Here is an 18,149-nt window from a genome sequence, read left to right as displayed (position 1 = left end):
ATTCAAAATAGGCTAGTATACTGACTAGTTATTTATTTGAATATGCCTTAGCCTAAAGAAAGGAGGAAAGTTATGATTTATATTGTTTGTATACTAGCAGTTGTAACTATCCTCTGTTTGATAAAATATTATTTTACTAAAATAAATATTGATGCGTTAACTACAGAAATTAACAAATTAAATAAATTAATTTCTGAAAGCAATCAACAAATTACTGTGGTTACTCCTGATAAAACAACGGAAAAGTTAGCTGCTGGAATTAATCATTTAGTTGATTCTTATAAGGCATTACAATTGCAAAATACTAAAGAAAAGCAGCAGTACAAAGAAGCCTTAGCTAACTTTTCTCATGACTTGAGGACACCGCTAACTTCCATTATGGGATATACTGACATAGTTTTACATTTGAAATTATCCACGGAAGATAAAGAAAAATATTTAGAGATTGTCCGATATAAATTGGAAAGCTTAAACAATCTGGTAGATTCATTATATGATTTGTCTTTAATTGATGCAGAAGAGTATCCAGTTGAGTTAAACCCACACTCGTTATATCAGTTATTGTGTGATAGTTTATTACTGTTTTATAAAGATTTTGAAGATGAAGGCATCTCGTTACAGTTGGACCTTGATGAAAAAGTTCCATTAGTGCTGCTTGATGAAAAAATTACAAATCGAGTATTGCTGAATTTATTCCAAAATATAATACGCTATGCTAAATCATACTGCAAAGTTGAATTAGGGGTAACAGATGAATATGTTACTATCAGCATTAGTAATGATTCTGAATCTTTAACAGAGAAAGATGTAGTACAACTTTTTAACCGTACATATAAAGCTGATGTTAATCGTTCTAAGCACTCTTCGGGTTTGGGTTTGGCCATTGCAAAAGAGCTGATGGAATTACAACTAAGCACCATAAATGCAGATTATCAGAACAATACTTTAACATTTATGCTGTCATTTAAGCGTTAAAAGGACGGTTTTCTCCTAACCTGCTTTTATCCACAAATTCCTTAAATAAATGTAAGTTTCTTACCTTTCCCAATTCTTCGTCTTCTAAAACATATTTTAAAAACTGTGGATATAATTTTAAAGCTATAATTATATCTTCACAGGCCTTATTTTCTTCATTAATTAGAGCATAAAAACAACTTCTGTTATAATATAAAAAATATACTTCACTACAATTATTAATACCATTGGATAAAATTTTTATGCCTTTTTTGGTATCCTTATATTTATAAATTACTGCTAAATTCAAATAACTGTATTCATAACTTCCATCTTTTTCAATTGATCTCTCATAAAAATTAATGGATTTTTTTATCATATTAAACTTATAATAAATTACTCCCATATTGAACAAAGCTAGATGATTATTTGGATTTATTTTTAAAGCTTTTGAAAATATTTTATATGCAAGATCATTTTGATTTTGTTCCTCATAAATACATCCTAGATTTAGGTTTGCCCAAAAATCCATAGGATTCAAACTTAACAGTTTTTTATAAGTTTCTATTGCAAGATCTTTTTTACCAGATACATCATAAGCATTTGCTAAGAAAAAATAAGCTTTATGATAATTTGGATTTATGTAAATAGCTTTATTGTACAATATTATAGCTTCTTCATATTTTCCTTCTTCATCATATATTGTAGCTAAACCATAGTAAGCCCTTTCTTCATAGTCATCTATACTTAAAGCTTCTTTATAATAATCTTTAGCTTTATCTGATTTTCCCAAAGAGTCATATATTAAAGCTAAATTAATTATTGCATCCAAATTTTTACCACTTGAAAGTTCATAAACTTTATTATATAAATCTAATGATTTAATTAATTTATTTTCTTCAAAAGCCTCCTCTGCCTTTTCTAAATATTTGTTGATTTGTATATCATCCTTCATAAATACACTCTTTCTATAGAAATTATTGTCTAGTTTTCTTAATTGTATTATAATTGTCAATTATAATTTAGAGACAGAAAGTCAATACATTAATTATAACTTCCATTGAGTAGATAATCCAGAAATTATTATAAAGTCTAAATTACAAAACAATTTGACAGAGGAACATATGTTTGATATTCTGTTTATAGAATTGGCTATATAAAGTTCTAATGGAGGAAATTTCAGTGGATAAAGTTATAATGCATGTGGATATGGATGCTTTTTTTGCATCTGTTGAAGTAATAGATAATAGAAGTCTTAGAGGGAAGCCTGTAATAGTTGGAGGTATGTCTGAGAGAGGTGTGGTTGCTACTTGTTCCTATGAAGCAAGAGCCTTTGGAGTAAGAAGTGCAATGCCTATTTACATGGCTAAAGCTAAATGTCCTAATGGAATTTTTCTTCCTGTTAGATATGAAAGATACAAGGAAATATCTAATAAAATATTTGATATTTTTAATGAAATAACCACTCTTATAGAACCATTAAGTATAGATGAAGCCTATTTAGATCTAACTCATGTAAATAGAGATTCTCTATACATAGCAAGCTTTATAAAAAATAGGATAAAAAAAGAAACTGGACTCAACATTTCTATAGGATTATCCTATAATAAGTTTTTAGCCAAATTAGCTTCGGATTGGAACAAACCTAATGGTCTTAAAATAATAAAAAAAAGTGATGTCCCAAAGATCCTATTTCCTCTATCCATAGATAAAGTTCATGGTTTAGGAAAAAAATCTGTAAAAAAGCTTAATAATATTGGTATCTTCACTGTAGAAGAATTATATAAGCTTTCAGTAAATTTTTTGGTGGATTTATTTGGAAAATTTGGACCTGAAATATACGATAGAATACGAGGAATTGATAATAGGGAAGTTAAAATTCTTAGAGAAAGAAAATCTATCGGAAAAGAAACTACCTTGATTAACGATACTGATGATGAGGAAGATATAAAACCATATATTAAAAGTTTTGCTAGTTCTATTGCAAATATTATGAAAAATAAGAATCTAAGTGGGAAAAATATTACCATAAAAATAAGGACTGCATCTTTTATTAATCATACTAAAAGCAAAACTTTAACGTATTACATAAATAGTGAAGAAGATATATACAGGGAAGCCTGTAGCATTTTAGAAAAGTTAAAACTAGAAGAAAAAATAAGATTAATTGGAATATCAATTTCATCCTTTAAAGAAAAGAAAATTGAGCAATTGTCCTTATTTTAGTCTGTTGTCTTAAAATTTATATATTAATAATATTAGTATACTATTCTAGTGGTAATTACAGAGAATATTTAAATTGATATAATATTTATTTAAATTGTTATATTTAACTGTTGTGCTATAATAAATTAAATAATATAAAATTTTGGAAAAAGATTTTAATCATGGAGGTTTAGTTTTTTATGAATAATACGCTAACGGAAGAAAATATTAATAAATTAAAAGAGGAACTAGAATATAGAATGACCGTAAGGAGAGCTAAAATAGCAAAGGAAAAATTAATAGCTGCAGCACATGGCGATAGATCAGAAAATGCAGAATATAAAGAAGCTTGTGCAAACTATAGAGAAAATGATAATAGAATTCAATATTTATTAACTATGATTTCAACAGCAACAGTAATAGATGATAAAAATTTAGATAAATCAATATTGGGAATTAACAGAAAAGCCAGAATTAAATTTGTAGAGGATGGAGATGAAGATATTATAACATTAGTAACTACTATGGATTCAGATCCAGAAAATATGTTTATAAGTATAGAATCAGATTTAGGAAAAGCATTAAAAGGCAAAAAAGCTGGAGAGGTAGTTGAAGTTAATGCTCCAAGTGAAAAATATAAAATAGAAATACTAGAAGTATTATAGCAAGGATCTAACTTCCAGTTATCTTCTATAGGGATTGATATCACAGCCGCTAATGAAAGGATAATATTTTAATGAGAATTAACAAACTTCTTAGCAATTCAGGCTTTTGTTCAAGAAGGGAAGCCAATAGACTTATTGAGGAAAATAGGATAACTGTAAATGGTATGCTCTGTGAAAAGGGTCAATGGGTAGAAATTAAGGATGTTATACTTATTGATAATAAACCAATTCCTATAAAAGATAAAATTTATATTGCATTAAATAAACCAGTTGGAATTACCTGCACTGCAGCAAAAGAAGTGAAAGGCAATATAATTGATTTTATAAATTATCCGGAATATATTTTTCCTGTTGGCAGATTAGACAAGGAATCTCAAGGATTAATATTATTAACAAATGATGGAGAACTTGCCAATAATATTTTAGAATCGGAAAATGAACATGAAAAAGAATACATAGTAACTGTTAATAAGCCCTTTGATGATTATTTTATTAAAGCAATGTCTAAAGGAGTGGAGATTTGCGGGGTTAAAACAAAAACCTGTAAGGTAATTAGAGTCAAAGAAGATACTTTCCGTATTATTCTCACTCAAGGACTTAATAAACAGATTAGGAGAATGACCAAAGCTTTTGGGTATTCAGTTGTGGAACTGAAACGTATTAGAATTGTAAATATAAAAATTGATGGTATAGATATGGGTAAGTGGCGTAAGCTTACGGAAGAGGAATTAGCTGAATTAATGGATTTATAAAGAATTTAAAGTAATTGAAATTGAATCAAAGTTGAGGACGTTATTTTTGACTATGATAGAAATTATCTTTGCTGTCTAGATGAAAGTGAAGATGGAATTCCAGAAAAAATAGGAGGAGAACAGAGATTCTTCTTCAAATGTTTATGTAATTATTTCAAAAGAATAATTAATATTATAATATTTATAAAAATTACGCAGATTAACAAATTAATGGAATTTTTATATAATGAATGCCTGGCTTACTGTTGACATTGTTAAAGTTATTGCTTATTATATAGGAAAGATAAATCTATAAAGAAAATAGTTTTCAATAGTTGACTGGAGAAACCAGAGGCTTTAAATAATAACATTATTTAAAGCCTCTGGTTTTGTTTAAAAATAAAATATATTTTTAATATAAGAGGGGGCTTTATTTATGTCTGTAAAAGGTATAGGCAAAGAAAATAATGGTAAATTAGATTATAAAATAGTAGCTAAAAATGTAGGATATGTATATAATGCAAAAAAAGAAAGTGGAGGAAAAAATAAAAAATTTTTAGCCATAGAAGGAGTAGATCTCAAGGTAAAGGATGGGGAATTTTTATCCATAGTTGGGCCTAGTGGATGTGGAAAATCAACTTTCTTGGATATTATAGCAGGACTTATAAAAGGAAATACAGGTAATATATTTATTGATAATAAAGAAATACATGGACCTGCACTTGATAGAGGAACAGTAATGCAGGGATATGCACTTTTTCCTTGGAGGACTATAGAGCAAAATGTAGAATTTGGATTGGAAATTAAAAAAATTAATAGACGTGAAAGGAAAAGAATTAGTAGAAAATATTTAGAACTAGTTGGATTAAAGGGTTTTGAAAATAGATATCCTAATGAATTATCTGGTGGCATGAAGCAAAGGGTAGCTATTGCCAGGGCTTTAGCTTATGACCCAGAAGTTCTTTTAATGGACGAACCATTTGCAGCAATAGATGAGCAAACAAAGGAAGAGTTACATATAGAGTTACTGCACATATGGGAAAAAACTCATAAGACTATAATATTTATTACCCATAGTATTGAAGAAGCTGTTTTTTTATCTGACAGAATAGTTGTTATGTCAAAAAATCCAGGTACTGTTAAAGAAATAATTGATGTAGATATACCAAGGCCAAGAGAAAGTGGAGATATAAAATCTTCAGAAAAATTTGCTGTTTTAAGACATAGGGTATGGGAGTTACTTAAGGATACATCACATACTGTAAAACAAACTGATGATGAAGAAATCTATCAAAAAAACACATATGGTATTACTAAACAGGCAGTAAATTAACAAATTATTAATGGATTAACAATATATTAATAATTTGTTGACATATGGTAAAAAGTTTTCTATAATGAATTTAAAAAATAGGTATACCATTTAATTCAGTTGACTGGAAAGCCAGAGGCTTTGAATAGAAATTAGTTTTATTCAAAATCTTTGGCTTATTTTATTTTGTAGAAACAAATATTAAGTATAATTGTGACAATTGAAGCTAAAATTTTAGGACATAAAAGGAGGTTATAATATGAGTGAGATATTGGATAATTCAATAGATCACAATGATGAACAATTAAAGAGTGAATCAGTATTAAAAAAAGTTGTTGGTTTTATATTCAGTTTAAGACAACTGCTGGGTATAGCAGTATTCTTAATAATATGGGAGACAGCTCCCCGTGTAAAAATAATAGATGCTAATTTTTTGCCGCCATTTTCTGTAGTAATGCATACTTTTTTTTCAATGTTAGCTTCAGGAGAACTTATGGATAATTTGGGAATCAGCTTAAGGCGTTCAATATCTGGTTTTGTACTGGGTGCAATATTGGCAATTCCATTAGGTTTAATTATAGGATCTTTTAAAAAATTTGAATTTTATTTAGATCCATTGCTGCAACTATTTAGACAAACCTCAACGCTAGCTTTATTACCAGTGTTTTTATTGTTTTTTGGAATAGGTGAAACTTCTAAAATAGCTATAGTGTTTTGGGGTGTATGGTCTGCAATACTTTTAAATACTATTAGTGGAGTAAAAAATGTAGATCCAATTTTAATTAAATCCGCAAAGTCTATGGCTGCATCTCAGCTTACAGTATTCACAAAAGTGGTATTACCATCAGCTTTTCCATCAATCATTACAGGTATAAGAATTAGTGCTACTTCTTCAATACTAGTGTTAATTGCAGCAGAGATGATGGGAGCAAGTTCTGGAATAGGATATTTATTATATGATACTCAAATGAAATATCAAATACCAAAGATGTATGCCTCTATTGTGACTATGTCCTTATTGGGTCTTATTATAAACTACATAATAGTAGCTTTTGAAAAAAGAATAAGTAGATGGAAATAATAAAATTCTTAATTTAATATTTGGCTCAACTACAAATTATACACTGAATATATTTTTCAGTCATTTTTTAATAGATTTAAACAAAGGAGAATTTTTATATGAAAAAATTGTTAGTATTAATATTGAGTGTGGCAATGACTTTATTGACATTTACAGGTTGCGGGAAATCATCAACTTCCAATGCAACCTCATCAACATCAGAAACTTTTGATAGTAGTAAACCTTATACAGGCAAGTTTGTAAATGGTAAATTGACAAAACCATTTCACCTAAAAATGCCAACTCCAACAGGATTTACAGAAGGAATTATAGCAGATCAAAAAGGATTTTTTAAGGAAGTTGGAATAATTCCAGAATATACAGGTGTTTTGCCTGCCAATGTAAGTTTAGCCCAATCAGTAATTAAAGGAGATAATGATTTATTTGGATCAGGACACTTAACAACTATTGCAGCGGTACGTGCTGCAGGAGCAAAAATTAAAGTTGTACTTACAGGGAGTGTGGACAGTCCTGAATTTGATAAAACGCATATGACTTGGTTCGTAAAGGAAGGAAGTAATATTAAATCAGCAAAAGATTTAGTTGGAAAGAAAATTGCCATGAGTAGTAAAGGAAGCTGTGCAGAACTATGGAATGCAGAATTTTTACGTCAAAATGGAGTAGATTTAAATAAAACTCAAATAGTTGTTATGAATGATCAACAGCAGGAACAAGCTCTTAAGCAGGGAAATATAGATGTGGCTATAGTACATGCTCCGTATAATATGAAAGCTAAAAATAATGGAGGAGTGAATATTTTAACTACAAGCTATGAAATTGCAAAGGGTGCTGGAAATGGACAACTTAGTGGTGTTGGATGTCGTGCATTCAGCGAAGATTTTATAAAAAAATATCCTGATGTAGTAAAGGCATATATAGCTGCAGATGTTAAAGCACAGCAGTATGTGGATAATCACTATGAGGAGGCATTACAGATTGCAGCAAAGGTTCTTAAAGTTGATGTTAAAGATACATCAGGAAGTTTATATGCTGAAAATCAAAAATGGATTATTCCAGAACAAGTTGATTTTTGGATTAAAGTAGCTGAAAGAAATAAATTTACTGGCTTTGAAACCCCTGGAAAAGTAAAGGCTTCAGATTTATATACTAATGATTTAAATCCTTATAAAAATGGGGAAATAAAATAAAATTTAGAAATTTATTTTAAAAGAAAGTATAGTATAACAAATCATAGGTGTATGTTAAAAATATTTAACCTTACTAACTTAGCGTAAGTTTCCCACTTCTTTAAGTAGGAGTTTGACGCCAAGTAAGCCATGCATTTGCAATTCTAAAATTCAGATGGGGTAAAAGAATCACCACCTGAATTAAGAATTTGCTTCAATTACAAAGAGAAAGAAAGTGCATTTAAAATGAAAAAATTTTTAGTATTGATATTAAGTGTATTGATAGCAGTTTCAATGTTTGTTGGATGTGGAAAGTCAAAATCCACATCATCAACATCAGAAATTTTTGATAGCAGTAAGACTTATACAGGTAAATTTGTTAATGGTAAGCTTACAAAGCCATTTCATCTAAAGGTAGTAACGCCAACAGATTTCAATGAATTTATTATAGCAGATAAACAGGGGTTTTTTAAAGAAGTTGGAATAATCCCAGAATATACGGGTGTTTTACCTGCTAATGTAAGTTTAGCTCAATCAGTAATTAAAGGTGATAATGATCTGTTTGCTTCAGGACATGTTACAACAATTGCTTCAGCTAGAAAAGCAGGAGCAAAGCTAAAAATAGTACTACATAGTATGGTTGATAGTCCTGATTTTGATAAGACTCATATGACTTGGTTTGTACGGAATGATGGAAAAATAAATTCAGCAAAGGATTTAGTTGAAAAAAAGATTGCTATGAGTAGTAAGGGGAGTTGTGCAGAATTATTAAATGCAGAATTTTTACGTCAAAATGGAGTGAATGTAAAAAACACTCAAGTAATTGTTATGAATGATCAACAGCAGGAGCAAGCTCTTAAACAAGGAAACATAGATGCAGCTATACTTCATCCACCATATAATATGAAAACTAAAAATGATGGCGGCTTTAAAATTCTTACTACAAGTTATAAAATAGGTGAAGCGGCTGGTGATGGAGCAGTTGGTGGACTCGCTATTCGTGCATTTAGTGAAGATTTTATAAAGAAATATCCAGATGTAGTAAAGGCATATATAGTGGCTGATCTTAAAGCTCAGCAGTATATAAATAAAAACTATCAACAATCATTAAAAATTGCAGCCGACTATCTTAAAATGGATGTTAAAGATATGGCTGGTAATATATATCCTGATCAAAAATGGATTAAACCTGAGCAAATTGAGTTTTGGGTTAAGACAGCTGAAAAAAATAAATTGACTAATTTTGAAGTACCAGGACAGATAAAGGCCGAGGATTTATATACTAATGATCTAAATCCTTATTATACTGGTGAATTAAAATAATTTAATATTTTATAGATTCATTTGGCTGCTAAGTCTACCTAAGCTTAGTGGCCAATTGTAGATTAAGATGAGTTTGTAGATTTATTATCAAATTAAAAAAGGTTGTTATTTAATATATTAAAAATTATGTAAATGAATTACAATTTTTATAAAAATACATGAGAGGAGAAATTTATATGCTAATAAAAGATTTAGCCTATGAAATTGAATCAGATATAGTTCATATACGCAGAACAATTCATAAGAATCCAGAACTTGCTATACAGGAGTTTAAAACGGCAAAGCTTGTTGCAAAAAGACTTGAAGAACTTGGGATTGATGTTACAGAAAGGGTTGGAAAAACTGGTGTCGTTGGAGTACTGAGAGGAAAAACTCAGGGAAAAACAGTTGCCTTAAGAGCGGATATGGATGCGCTTCCTATACAAGAAAAAAACAATCATGAATTTAAATCAGTGAACAAAAATATTATGCATGCTTGTGGTCATGATGCACATACAGCAGTATTATTAGGTGCAGCTGGCATATTGTCTAAAATAAAGGATTCAATAAAAGGAAATGTTAAGTTTATTTTTCAGCCTAGTGAGGAAAGTCCATTAGGTGGAGCTTCCCAAATGATTGAAGAAGGTGTTATGGAAAATCCTAAAGTAGATGGTGTATTTGGACTACATGTAGATCCAAATCTCTTGGCAGGAGATATTGGATTAAGAACAGGAGAGTTTTATGCAACAGCAGGTGGATTTGAAATAGAAATTATTGGTAAAAGTGGACATGGAGCTTTGCCACATAAAGCCACAGATGCAATTATAGTTGCATCTGAATTGGTATTGTCATTACAAACAATTTCATCTTCTAAAATTAATCCTCTGGAACCTTTTGTTATAACTATAGGGACAATAAATGGAGGAAATAAAGCAAATATAGTGGCTGATAAAGTAATTTTAACTGGAACTATTAGATTTTTTAATAAAGATATTCATGATGAGGTTAAAGATATTATAGAAAATGTTATTAAAGGTATTACATTGGCACATGGGGCAACTTATAATTTCAAGTTCCGAATAGGTGATAGTCCTTTAATTAATGATGAGAATATGATTAATATTGTAAAAGAGTCTGCTGTAGAAATTGTTGGTAATGAAAAGATAAAGTCTGTACCTAAGACACTGCTTGGTGAAGATTTTGTATTTTATTCACGAATTGTTCCATCTGCATTTATATCTTTAGGAGTAGGATTTTTAAATAAGAAAAATTTTTCACTTCACAATGCGAATTTCGATATTGATGAAAAATCACTTCCTATTGGAGCAGCACTTCTTGCCAATACAGCAGTAAATTTTTTGAAATGATGAAGTTATAGTTACAAGTTCAGGGCAATTTTGTACAGCTGCATGTGAAATAGATGGAAAACCTGTAGGTGGAAGGGCAGCAGAAATTATTAAAAAATTACAAGATGCATTACTGGAAGAGTTTTTAGAAGAAACAAAATAAATCTAGGAATTTTCTAATTTTAATTTTTATTGAAATATTATAAATATTAAAAAGAGTATCTTCTGGTTGAAGATACTCTATAATTTTACAAATAAATATAGGAGAATTGACAATAAAAAACATTAATGCTATAATACATTATTATAACAATTATAAATAGTAATATAATTTCATTATAACATATTCTAAAATAAAAGTCAATACTTTTTGAAAGGAAGTTTTTAAAATGAAAGATTCTATTAATTTATTTAAAAATAACTTATTGAATAAGCAGGTTTTTAATGAAATATTGCAATGCAATGAGATTACAAGTGAATATGGATTAAAGCTTTCTGAAGAAGATGTTAGAGAAATTATTAACACGAGAAATATATCACTTCAAAAAAGCGGAAGGATAGAGTTTAATGGTCAAATAATAAATAAAATTATAACAGCATTTTGTGACTCACCATATATATCACAATATAATTACAGTGATACAATAAATGAACTTGTAGAGATTTTTTATAATTATAAGAATGAAACTCTAGATTATATAAGTGATGATGAATTAATAGAAATTATGCAGGAGAAATTTAATAACTATTGTCAAGGATCATTGGAGCTTTTAGAAGGAAAAGTACTGTATAAAATTGCTGATAACATAAGAAATGGTGTAAGGGATTATACAAATATTTACGGTGAAAAGGATTTATAAGTTATGAATAAAGGGAAAGATATTGAAAAATATGGTCATTCCATAGAAGATAACTTCAATGAGGAAAAGTTTTTTAATTATGTTTTAGAATATTGTTATGAAAAAAAGCTGCTAGATGAGAGTGTTTTAGCTAATATCTATTATGAAAGAATGGAACTTTTAAAGGTGCAGTTAAAATATTACACAAAAGATGAGAGCAGTTCTGTTATGGTAGAACTTGCTGAAAGTATTTTGCAGTGTATTGACTATACCATAGGAATTTATTTAAAAACATTTGATAATATAGAAGGTATATCAGATGAACTAAAGAGTAATAGATTATCTCAAATGTTAAAACAGGGGCAAGATCTAATTATTGAGAAAATATTAGAAAGCAAGAAGCTGTTGGGAAAAATTAATGAAAGTAAGTTAAAGGTTGATAACTACTCCTATAATGATACTATAGATTATGGCATTCCTCTATTTTTTAAAGAATATAATGATTTTTTTGCTGCTCATGAAAACCCTGGTTCAATAGATTATCAGCTTTGTATTGGTAATATGAATTATGTAGGTATTGAATATATATGTAATTATTTAGAGATTTTAAGTCTAGAGAATGATTTTTGTAATAACTTTCCTGTTAGTGAAATCAATAAGCTGTTAAAAGGTTACGATAAAAAGTTTGAATTGTTGTTGATAAATATATTTGAATTGCTATTAATTAACTGTTTGGGAGTAATCATCTGCGGAAAAGATTTAAAAAGCCTTAATATTAGCAGTCTGGACAGGACATATATTAAAAATAAGTTAGAAAAATTATCTTTGGAAGAGCTACAAAAAGAATTATTAAAATATGCAAAAGTATGTTGGGAAATTTTACGTATTAAAGATAAGGCACTAATAAGTTATATTAAAAAATCTACATTAAAGGTAGCTTCGTTAATAAATCAAGGCATAAAACTGAATAGATTAGAAGCGGTATTTATATCTTTTAATGAGAATAATAGAGATGAAACAATCTATTATAATGATGGCGAGATGATGGAGAACTCTGAATTTAAAAAATTAAGTGAAGAGATAAGGGATTGTACTTTAGTAGAAGATAAAATTTCACTAATTAAAAATAACATTAAAAGTCTGGAAGATTTAGTTGATATGTTAAGTGCTGATTGCCTATTTGGTGGAGAATATGTAACCTACTTCAAAAGTTTATCTCATATGGAAATAGTTCTTTTGGATAAGTATATGGAAGAGCTTGGTTTTGAAAATGGATATGAAGAAGAGTGGTATGGTGAATTTAATAAATATATTCTGAGCTTAAATGAAAAAGAACGGATTCTAATAAGAGAGCTTGAAGAAAAAATAGAATTTTGAAATTATATATTAAAAACATATGGAGAAAAGCTCAAAGAAAACTTCAAAAAAAGGAGAGGAAACGGTAAGTATACTACTGTATTATAGTTTTAAATTAGTTGGAAATTGACATAAATATATTATATAAGATATAATTATATAGAATTTAATGATTTAAAGGGGGACATATTCTATGTATTCAGTTCGTTTAAGATAAGTTGGCAATAAAAAAAGTGGTAAAAACATCCACAATGGTGGGCTTTTTTGTTGTGTTTATTTTGCGGATTGGCATGGATATGGACTAGACATAGCTGTTTTAAGGTTATATATTTTTTCCTATATGTCTTTTTTGCGTTGTTATGCAGACTAAAGTTCCTTTGTGGATTTATGATCTGCATTTTTTATTGCCCAAACTAGAATGAAACCAACAATAAAAAGTGCAAGGAGAGAATAGATATGACAAAACAAATTTCAAAATGGAAACAAAATTTTTTTATGATATGGTCTGGGCAGGCAGTTTCACTAATCACCAGTGCTATACTGCAAATGTCAATGATTTTTTATCTTACAGAAAAAACACAATCAGCAATGTTTTTGTCAATGGCTTCATTAGTTGCTTTTCTGCCATATGCGGTCTTTGGACCTGCTATTGGTGTATTGGTTGATCGTTATGATAGAAAGAAGATTATGATTGGTGCTGATTTAATTATTGCTGCAGCTGCTGCAATAATGGCATTTATTTCTTTATATATGGAACTACCAGTTTGGGTGGTTATGACAGTATTGTTTATCCGCAGTATTGGAACTGCTTTCCATTCTCCGGCATTAAGTGCGGTAATACCTCTTTTGGTACCAGAAGAACAGTTAACCAAATGTGCTGGTTATAGTCAGTCATTACAGTCTATAAGCTATATTATCAGTCCAGTTGCTGCGGCATTTTTATATTCTGTTTGGGAATTAAATGTCATTATATCCATGGATGTACTAGGTGCTGTAATTGCGTGTATGATGGTAGCGCTTGTACGTATTCCTAAGCTTAATCTAAAGCAACAAAGCTTGAAGCGAAATTTTATGTTAGATATGAAGGAGGGCTTCCTTGTTTTGAAAGAAAACAAAGGCTTATTTGCATTGATGCTCATAGGTACTTTATACATGTTCGTTTATATGCCAATCAATGCTCTTTATCCGCTTGTAAGTATGAAATATTTTGATGGAACACCTATGCATGTGTCTATTACAGAAATTGCCTATGCTTCCGGTATGCTAGCTGGTGGTTTGCTATTAGGAGTATTTGGTAAATTTAAAAAACAAATTACATTAATAACAGCATCTATTTTTATGATGGGAGGTAGTTTGAGCATTTCAGGTTTACTTCCATCAAATGGATTTATCTTTTTTGTGTTGTGCTGCGTAATTATGGGTCTTTCAGTTCCATTTTATAGCGGGGTTCAAATGGCTCTTTTTCAAGAGAATATTAAGCCGGAATATTTGGGTCGCGTGTTTTCTCTAACAGGGAGCATAATATCTTTGGCTATGCCCCTTGGCTTAATTATTTCTGGATTCTTTGCTGATAGAATTGGTGTGAATCATTGGTTTTTAATGTCGGGTATTATAATTATCGGTATTGCCATAATTTGTCCATTGGTTACATCCATAAGAAGATTAGAATAGAAATAAAGTAAGGATATGTATAGGAGTAATGAAGTTTGTGCAAGTATACTTGCACAAACTTCATGTTATCATAATTTGGATTTATCAAATTAAGCTATGATTTTTGTGTTAATGAATAAAAATGTTGACAGCATATAATTAATATAATAATATATGTATATACATATATTGCTGATAATTCTTTTATGCAAATCAATTAGTAATAATAAATTTTTTTGTCTATTTATATGTATATACATATAAAATCCAATGCTTGTATGATATGAATTTTACTCATTTATTTTTTCACCTGACTTAACTTGGCATAAGTCTCCCTCTTCTTCAAGTGGGAGTTCAACGCCAAGTAAGCCATGCATTTGCAGTTCTAAAATTCAGATGGAGTAAAAGAATCCCCACTGAATTAAGAACTTGCTTCAAGAGGGAGTGATTAGGTATGGAAACAATTGAACAAATGATTCAAAAAAAGGCTTATGAATTAGGCTATGAAAAGTGTGGTATTATTCCAATTAGTTTAATGGAAGGGTATGCTGAAAGATTTCAAGAGCGTTTGCAAAAAGTTCCAGAGTCCAGAGCATTTTATCAAGGACAGCAGCGCTTAGTTAATCCGCTGGAGGTGTATCCATGGGCAAAATCTGTAGTAGTACTCACAGTACCATATGGTAAGTACAAGATTCCAGAAGAGGTAAAGGGACGTATTGCTAAGGCATATTTATTTGATGTACGTATAGACAGGAGTACAAAAGAATATCAAAATAATCGTGCATTAGAAAAATACATGCAGAAACTTGGTTTAAAGGTAGAAACTAATGAGAAATTTGGAGTAGTAGGAATGCGCTGGGCAGCTATGGAGGCTGGAGTAGGGATAATTCGCAGAAATAATTTTTTATACACTGAGTCTGGTTCATGGGTTCATCTTGAAGCCTGGATTACTGATAGAGAAATGGAGTTAAAAGAAACCAATAATGTTCCTCAATGTCCTAAGGGATGCAATCGTTGTATGGCAGCCTGTCCAACAAAATCTCTTTCTGATCCCTATACTATGCTGCCAACTGCCTGTATTTCTTTTTTGACAACTTTTGGCGGACGTAATCTGCCTCAGGAACCATTAAGAAAAAGTTTCGGAGAATGTATTTATGGATGTGATATTTGTCAAGATGCATGTCCTATGAATAGGGGAAAGTGGAAGGGAAAAGAAGAATTCCCTAATCTTTCAGGATTAGCCCCGGAATTAACGCCTGAAAATATTTTAAACATGACAGAAGATTTTTATGTTGAGAAAGTTCAGTCAAAATTTTTCTATTTATCACCAGAGGAACTTTGGAAGTGGAAGGTAGATGTATTAAACTATATGCGTAATAACTATGTGGAAAGTTATAAGCCGCTTATTATAAAGGCATGTAATAATAAAAATGAAAAAATACGTGAAATGGCCAAATTAATTTGTAATGAGCTCTGTTTAAAGTGATTTCTTGACAATAGGGAAAGCTGCGACTTATTATATGTATATACATATGATGGGAGGAATTTTATATGGATACTCAGAGCAGTATAAAAAAGTTAGGAGTTTGTGCCTGCAAAAATTTAAGGATGACATCAAGAGTATTAACTCAATACTTTGATAAAGCACTTCAGTCAGCAGGTCTGAGAGCAACGCAATTTTCTTTGTTAGCTAACATCTCGTATAGATGCAGCAGTACAGTAGGTGATTTAGCTGGTGCTCTATTAATGGATCAAACAACTGTAACTCGTAATGTGGAAATTCTAAGGAAAAAGGGTCTTATAGACGTAACTATAGGGGAAGATGATTCGAGAAAAAGGTATATAAAAATAACGGAACTTGGAATTGCTAAACTTATGGAAGCTATACCTTCATGGGAAAAAGCTCAGCAGCATATTGAGAATGGAATTGGTAAGGAAAGATATAAAGAATTTTTAGACATATTATCTAAGATACAAAGCATTGTATAATTATTAAAAAGTGACCTGTAACTACTTGTCTTAAAACAGCATATTTTATATTAGCTATAATAGTATAAATAGAAAACTTTAGGAGGAGAAAATGAATTATGGGCAAAAGACTTTTTTATAGTTTATATGCTACTGATGGTTTTATTAACCTACCAACAGACCCCACAGGATGCCTAGACCGTAGAAGTATATATGTTTTTGGGTTTGTAGGAGGTTTATGGAAAGTACAAGATAAATATACAGGAAAATGTAGAATTTGTGACCCAAGCTTAGATCCTGCAAATATAACAGCCAGAGATAATCTAAGGGGAACAGCTGTAATTCCATCTCCATTAATAAAAATGGACATGGATGATGAACTCTTTATAACACTAACCAATCTGGGTCTATTAAGAGCTGCAGAACCAATTTTAGATATTCATACTATCCATATTCATGGCGGACATGTAGCCACACAGCTTGATGGTGTACCAGAAACTTCCTTTGGAGTACCAGTAACACCTATAGGTGCACCTTCAATTAGTGTAACTTATTACTTTAAACCTGAAACTGCAGGAAGTTATTTTTATCATTGTCATCATGAGGCTTCCGAACATGTTCAGATGGGAATGTATGGAGGATTAATTGTATATCCAGCGGCTAAAGATGTTTCTGATTATATTACATCAAAAGGTGTAACAAACAGAAATTTTGCAAATTCGAAAGCTTCCAGCTTTTTTAATAAGGAATATGTAATACTTTTATCTGATATTGACTCCACGTGGCACGATGCTGTTCAAAATCAGACTGACTTTAATCCAGTGAATTTTAAACCTGACTGGTGGTTGGTAAATGGACGTGCATTTCCTGATACACTTTTACCTTCAGGTGTTCCTGTAGGTGGTGGTGCTTATAAAATTCCTGCAGGCTATGACTCTTATGTTCATATTAAAAATGAACAAAGATTCCTTCTCCGACTTATTAATATGGGTTATCAACCAGTTCCATGGCATACTCATGGCTGGCATGGAAGAGTAGTTAACAAAGATGCACATCCACAGCCACACTGGAATAAGGGATTTACCCAACTAGTTGGTTCCGGAGAAAGTTACGATATCCTTTTTATTGCTGAAGATAAACGACCTCTTTATTCTGATTATATTTTCTGCGGCAAAGGTGGATTTCCAGCATTAATGACCCAGGTTGATACTGCAACAAGAGAATCTAAAACAGCAGGTACATTTATGCCAGGTTTTGGAGATTCAGATACCTTATGGGCTAATACTCCAAAAGCAGGAGGTACCAATTTATGTCCTTTTCCAGGGAACTTTCAAATTAATAATTATGGTACAACAGATAATTTCTTCTTTCCGCAGTTTTATATTGCCCATAATCACGATGATTACAAGGTTACTAATAATGGCGTATACCCGGGAGGTCAATTAATATTTATTCAAACTGATTTGCCAAAAGAAAAACCTCATCCTGCTTGTAGACCAGAGCCTGATCCAGAATGTAGGGAATCTACTAATCACAATCCTAAACATTCTTAACTTTTAAAGAATAATTAATAG

General features: G+C 30.4%; 16 protein-coding genes and 1 pseudogene. 16 read left to right on the top strand and 1 reads right to left on the bottom strand.

From position 1 onward, the window contains the following. Nucleotides 1-72 precede the first annotated feature (72 nt). Complete coding sequence (locus CLPA_RS14750) at nt 73-975, top strand: sensor histidine kinase (protein WP_003445360.1); 903 nt, start codon at nt 73-75, stop codon at nt 973-975. Here the strand turns inward: CLPA_RS14750 and CLPA_RS14745 are convergent. After that, nucleotides 965-1,909 carry a tetratricopeptide repeat protein gene (locus CLPA_RS14745; protein WP_003445358.1) on the bottom strand — a complete coding sequence of 315 codons (945 nt, stop codon included), beginning with the start codon at nt 1,907-1,909 and terminating at the stop codon, nt 965-967. The genes CLPA_RS14750 and CLPA_RS14745 overlap by 11 nt on opposite strands. A gap of 227 nt (nt 1,910-2,136) precedes the next feature. On the opposite strand from CLPA_RS14745, the gene CLPA_RS14740 reads away from it, so the two are divergent. The 15 genes and pseudogenes from CLPA_RS14740 (at nt 2,137) to CLPA_RS14675 (ending at nt 18,128) form a co-directional block, all read left to right on the top strand. Then, on the top strand, nt 2,137-3,180 hold the full coding sequence (locus CLPA_RS14740) for a DNA polymerase IV (RefSeq protein ID WP_003445357.1): 1,044 nt from the start codon (nt 2,137-2,139) through the stop codon (nt 3,178-3,180). A 179-nt stretch (nt 3,181-3,359) separates the two neighbouring features. Next, complete coding sequence (locus tag CLPA_RS14735; protein WP_003445356.1) at nt 3,360-3,824, top strand: GreA/GreB family elongation factor; 465 nt, start codon at nt 3,360-3,362, stop codon at nt 3,822-3,824. 71 nt (nt 3,825-3,895) lie between these two features. Continuing rightward, nucleotides 3,896-4,576, top strand: coding sequence for a pseudouridine synthase (locus CLPA_RS14730; protein WP_003445354.1), 681 nt, complete (start codon nt 3,896-3,898; stop codon nt 4,574-4,576). A 415-nt stretch (nt 4,577-4,991) separates the two neighbouring features. After that, nucleotides 4,992-5,888 (top strand): ABC transporter ATP-binding protein, encoded by an 897-nt coding sequence (locus CLPA_RS14725; RefSeq protein WP_003445353.1) that lies wholly within the window; start codon nt 4,992-4,994, stop codon nt 5,886-5,888. A 238-nt stretch (nt 5,889-6,126) separates the two neighbouring features. Continuing rightward, the gene (locus CLPA_RS14720; RefSeq protein WP_003445351.1) at nt 6,127-6,948 is read left to right on the top strand and encodes an ABC transporter permease; all 822 of its coding nucleotides are present in this window, start codon (nt 6,127-6,129) and stop codon (nt 6,946-6,948) included. A gap of 98 nt (nt 6,949-7,046) precedes the next feature. Further along, nucleotides 7,047-8,135, top strand: a complete 1,089-nt coding sequence (locus tag CLPA_RS14715) for an ABC transporter substrate-binding protein (protein ID WP_003445350.1) — start codon at nt 7,047-7,049, stop codon at nt 8,133-8,135. Between the two features lie 225 nt (nt 8,136-8,360). After that, nucleotides 8,361-9,437: an ABC transporter substrate-binding protein gene (locus CLPA_RS14710; protein WP_003445349.1), complete on the top strand. Its 1,077-nt coding sequence runs from the start codon at nt 8,361-8,363 to the stop codon at nt 9,435-9,437. A 176-nt stretch (nt 9,438-9,613) separates the two neighbouring features. Continuing rightward, nucleotides 9,614-10,783: a M20 metallopeptidase family protein gene (locus CLPA_RS14705; RefSeq protein ID WP_003445348.1), complete on the top strand. Its 1,170-nt coding sequence runs from the start codon at nt 9,614-9,616 to the stop codon at nt 10,781-10,783. Then, nucleotides 10,782-10,925 (top strand): annotated as a pseudogene (locus CLPA_RS21755) (D-amino acid aminotransferase); the annotation flags it as partial. The gene CLPA_RS14705 and the pseudogene CLPA_RS21755, both read left to right, overlap by 2 nt. A 226-nt stretch (nt 10,926-11,151) precedes the next feature. Next, nucleotides 11,152-11,622: a DUF6323 family protein gene (locus CLPA_RS14700; protein WP_003445347.1), complete on the top strand. Its 471-nt coding sequence runs from the start codon at nt 11,152-11,154 to the stop codon at nt 11,620-11,622. 3 nt (nt 11,623-11,625) lie between these two features. Next, nucleotides 11,626-12,978, top strand: a complete 1,353-nt coding sequence (locus tag CLPA_RS14695) for a DUF6179 domain-containing protein (protein ID WP_003445346.1) — start codon at nt 11,626-11,628, stop codon at nt 12,976-12,978. A 435-nt stretch (nt 12,979-13,413) separates the two neighbouring features. Further along, complete coding sequence (gene mef(A) / locus CLPA_RS14690; protein ID WP_003445342.1) at nt 13,414-14,628, top strand: macrolide efflux MFS transporter Mef(A); 1,215 nt, start codon at nt 13,414-13,416, stop codon at nt 14,626-14,628. Between the two features lie 433 nt (nt 14,629-15,061). Continuing rightward, entirely contained in the window at nt 15,062-16,093 is a 1,032-nt protein-coding gene (locus CLPA_RS14685) for an epoxyqueuosine reductase (protein WP_003445340.1), read from the top strand. A 65-nt stretch (nt 16,094-16,158) separates the two neighbouring features. Beyond that, nucleotides 16,159-16,596: a MarR family winged helix-turn-helix transcriptional regulator gene (locus CLPA_RS14680; protein WP_003445339.1), complete on the top strand. Its 438-nt coding sequence runs from the start codon at nt 16,159-16,161 to the stop codon at nt 16,594-16,596. A gap of 98 nt (nt 16,597-16,694) precedes the next feature. Continuing rightward, nucleotides 16,695-18,128, top strand: a complete 1,434-nt coding sequence (locus tag CLPA_RS14675) for a multicopper oxidase domain-containing protein (RefSeq protein WP_003445337.1) — start codon at nt 16,695-16,697, stop codon at nt 18,126-18,128. Nucleotides 18,129-18,149 lie beyond the last annotated feature (21 nt).

Origin of the sequence: Clostridium pasteurianum DSM 525 = ATCC 6013 (genome assembly GCF_000807255.1) — a bacterium.
Taxonomy (GTDB): domain Bacteria; phylum Bacillota; class Clostridia; order Clostridiales; family Clostridiaceae; genus Clostridium_I; species Clostridium_I pasteurianum.
The sequence above is the reverse complement of the archived record's forward strand: the minus strand, read 5'-3'. Positions and strand labels throughout refer to the sequence as shown.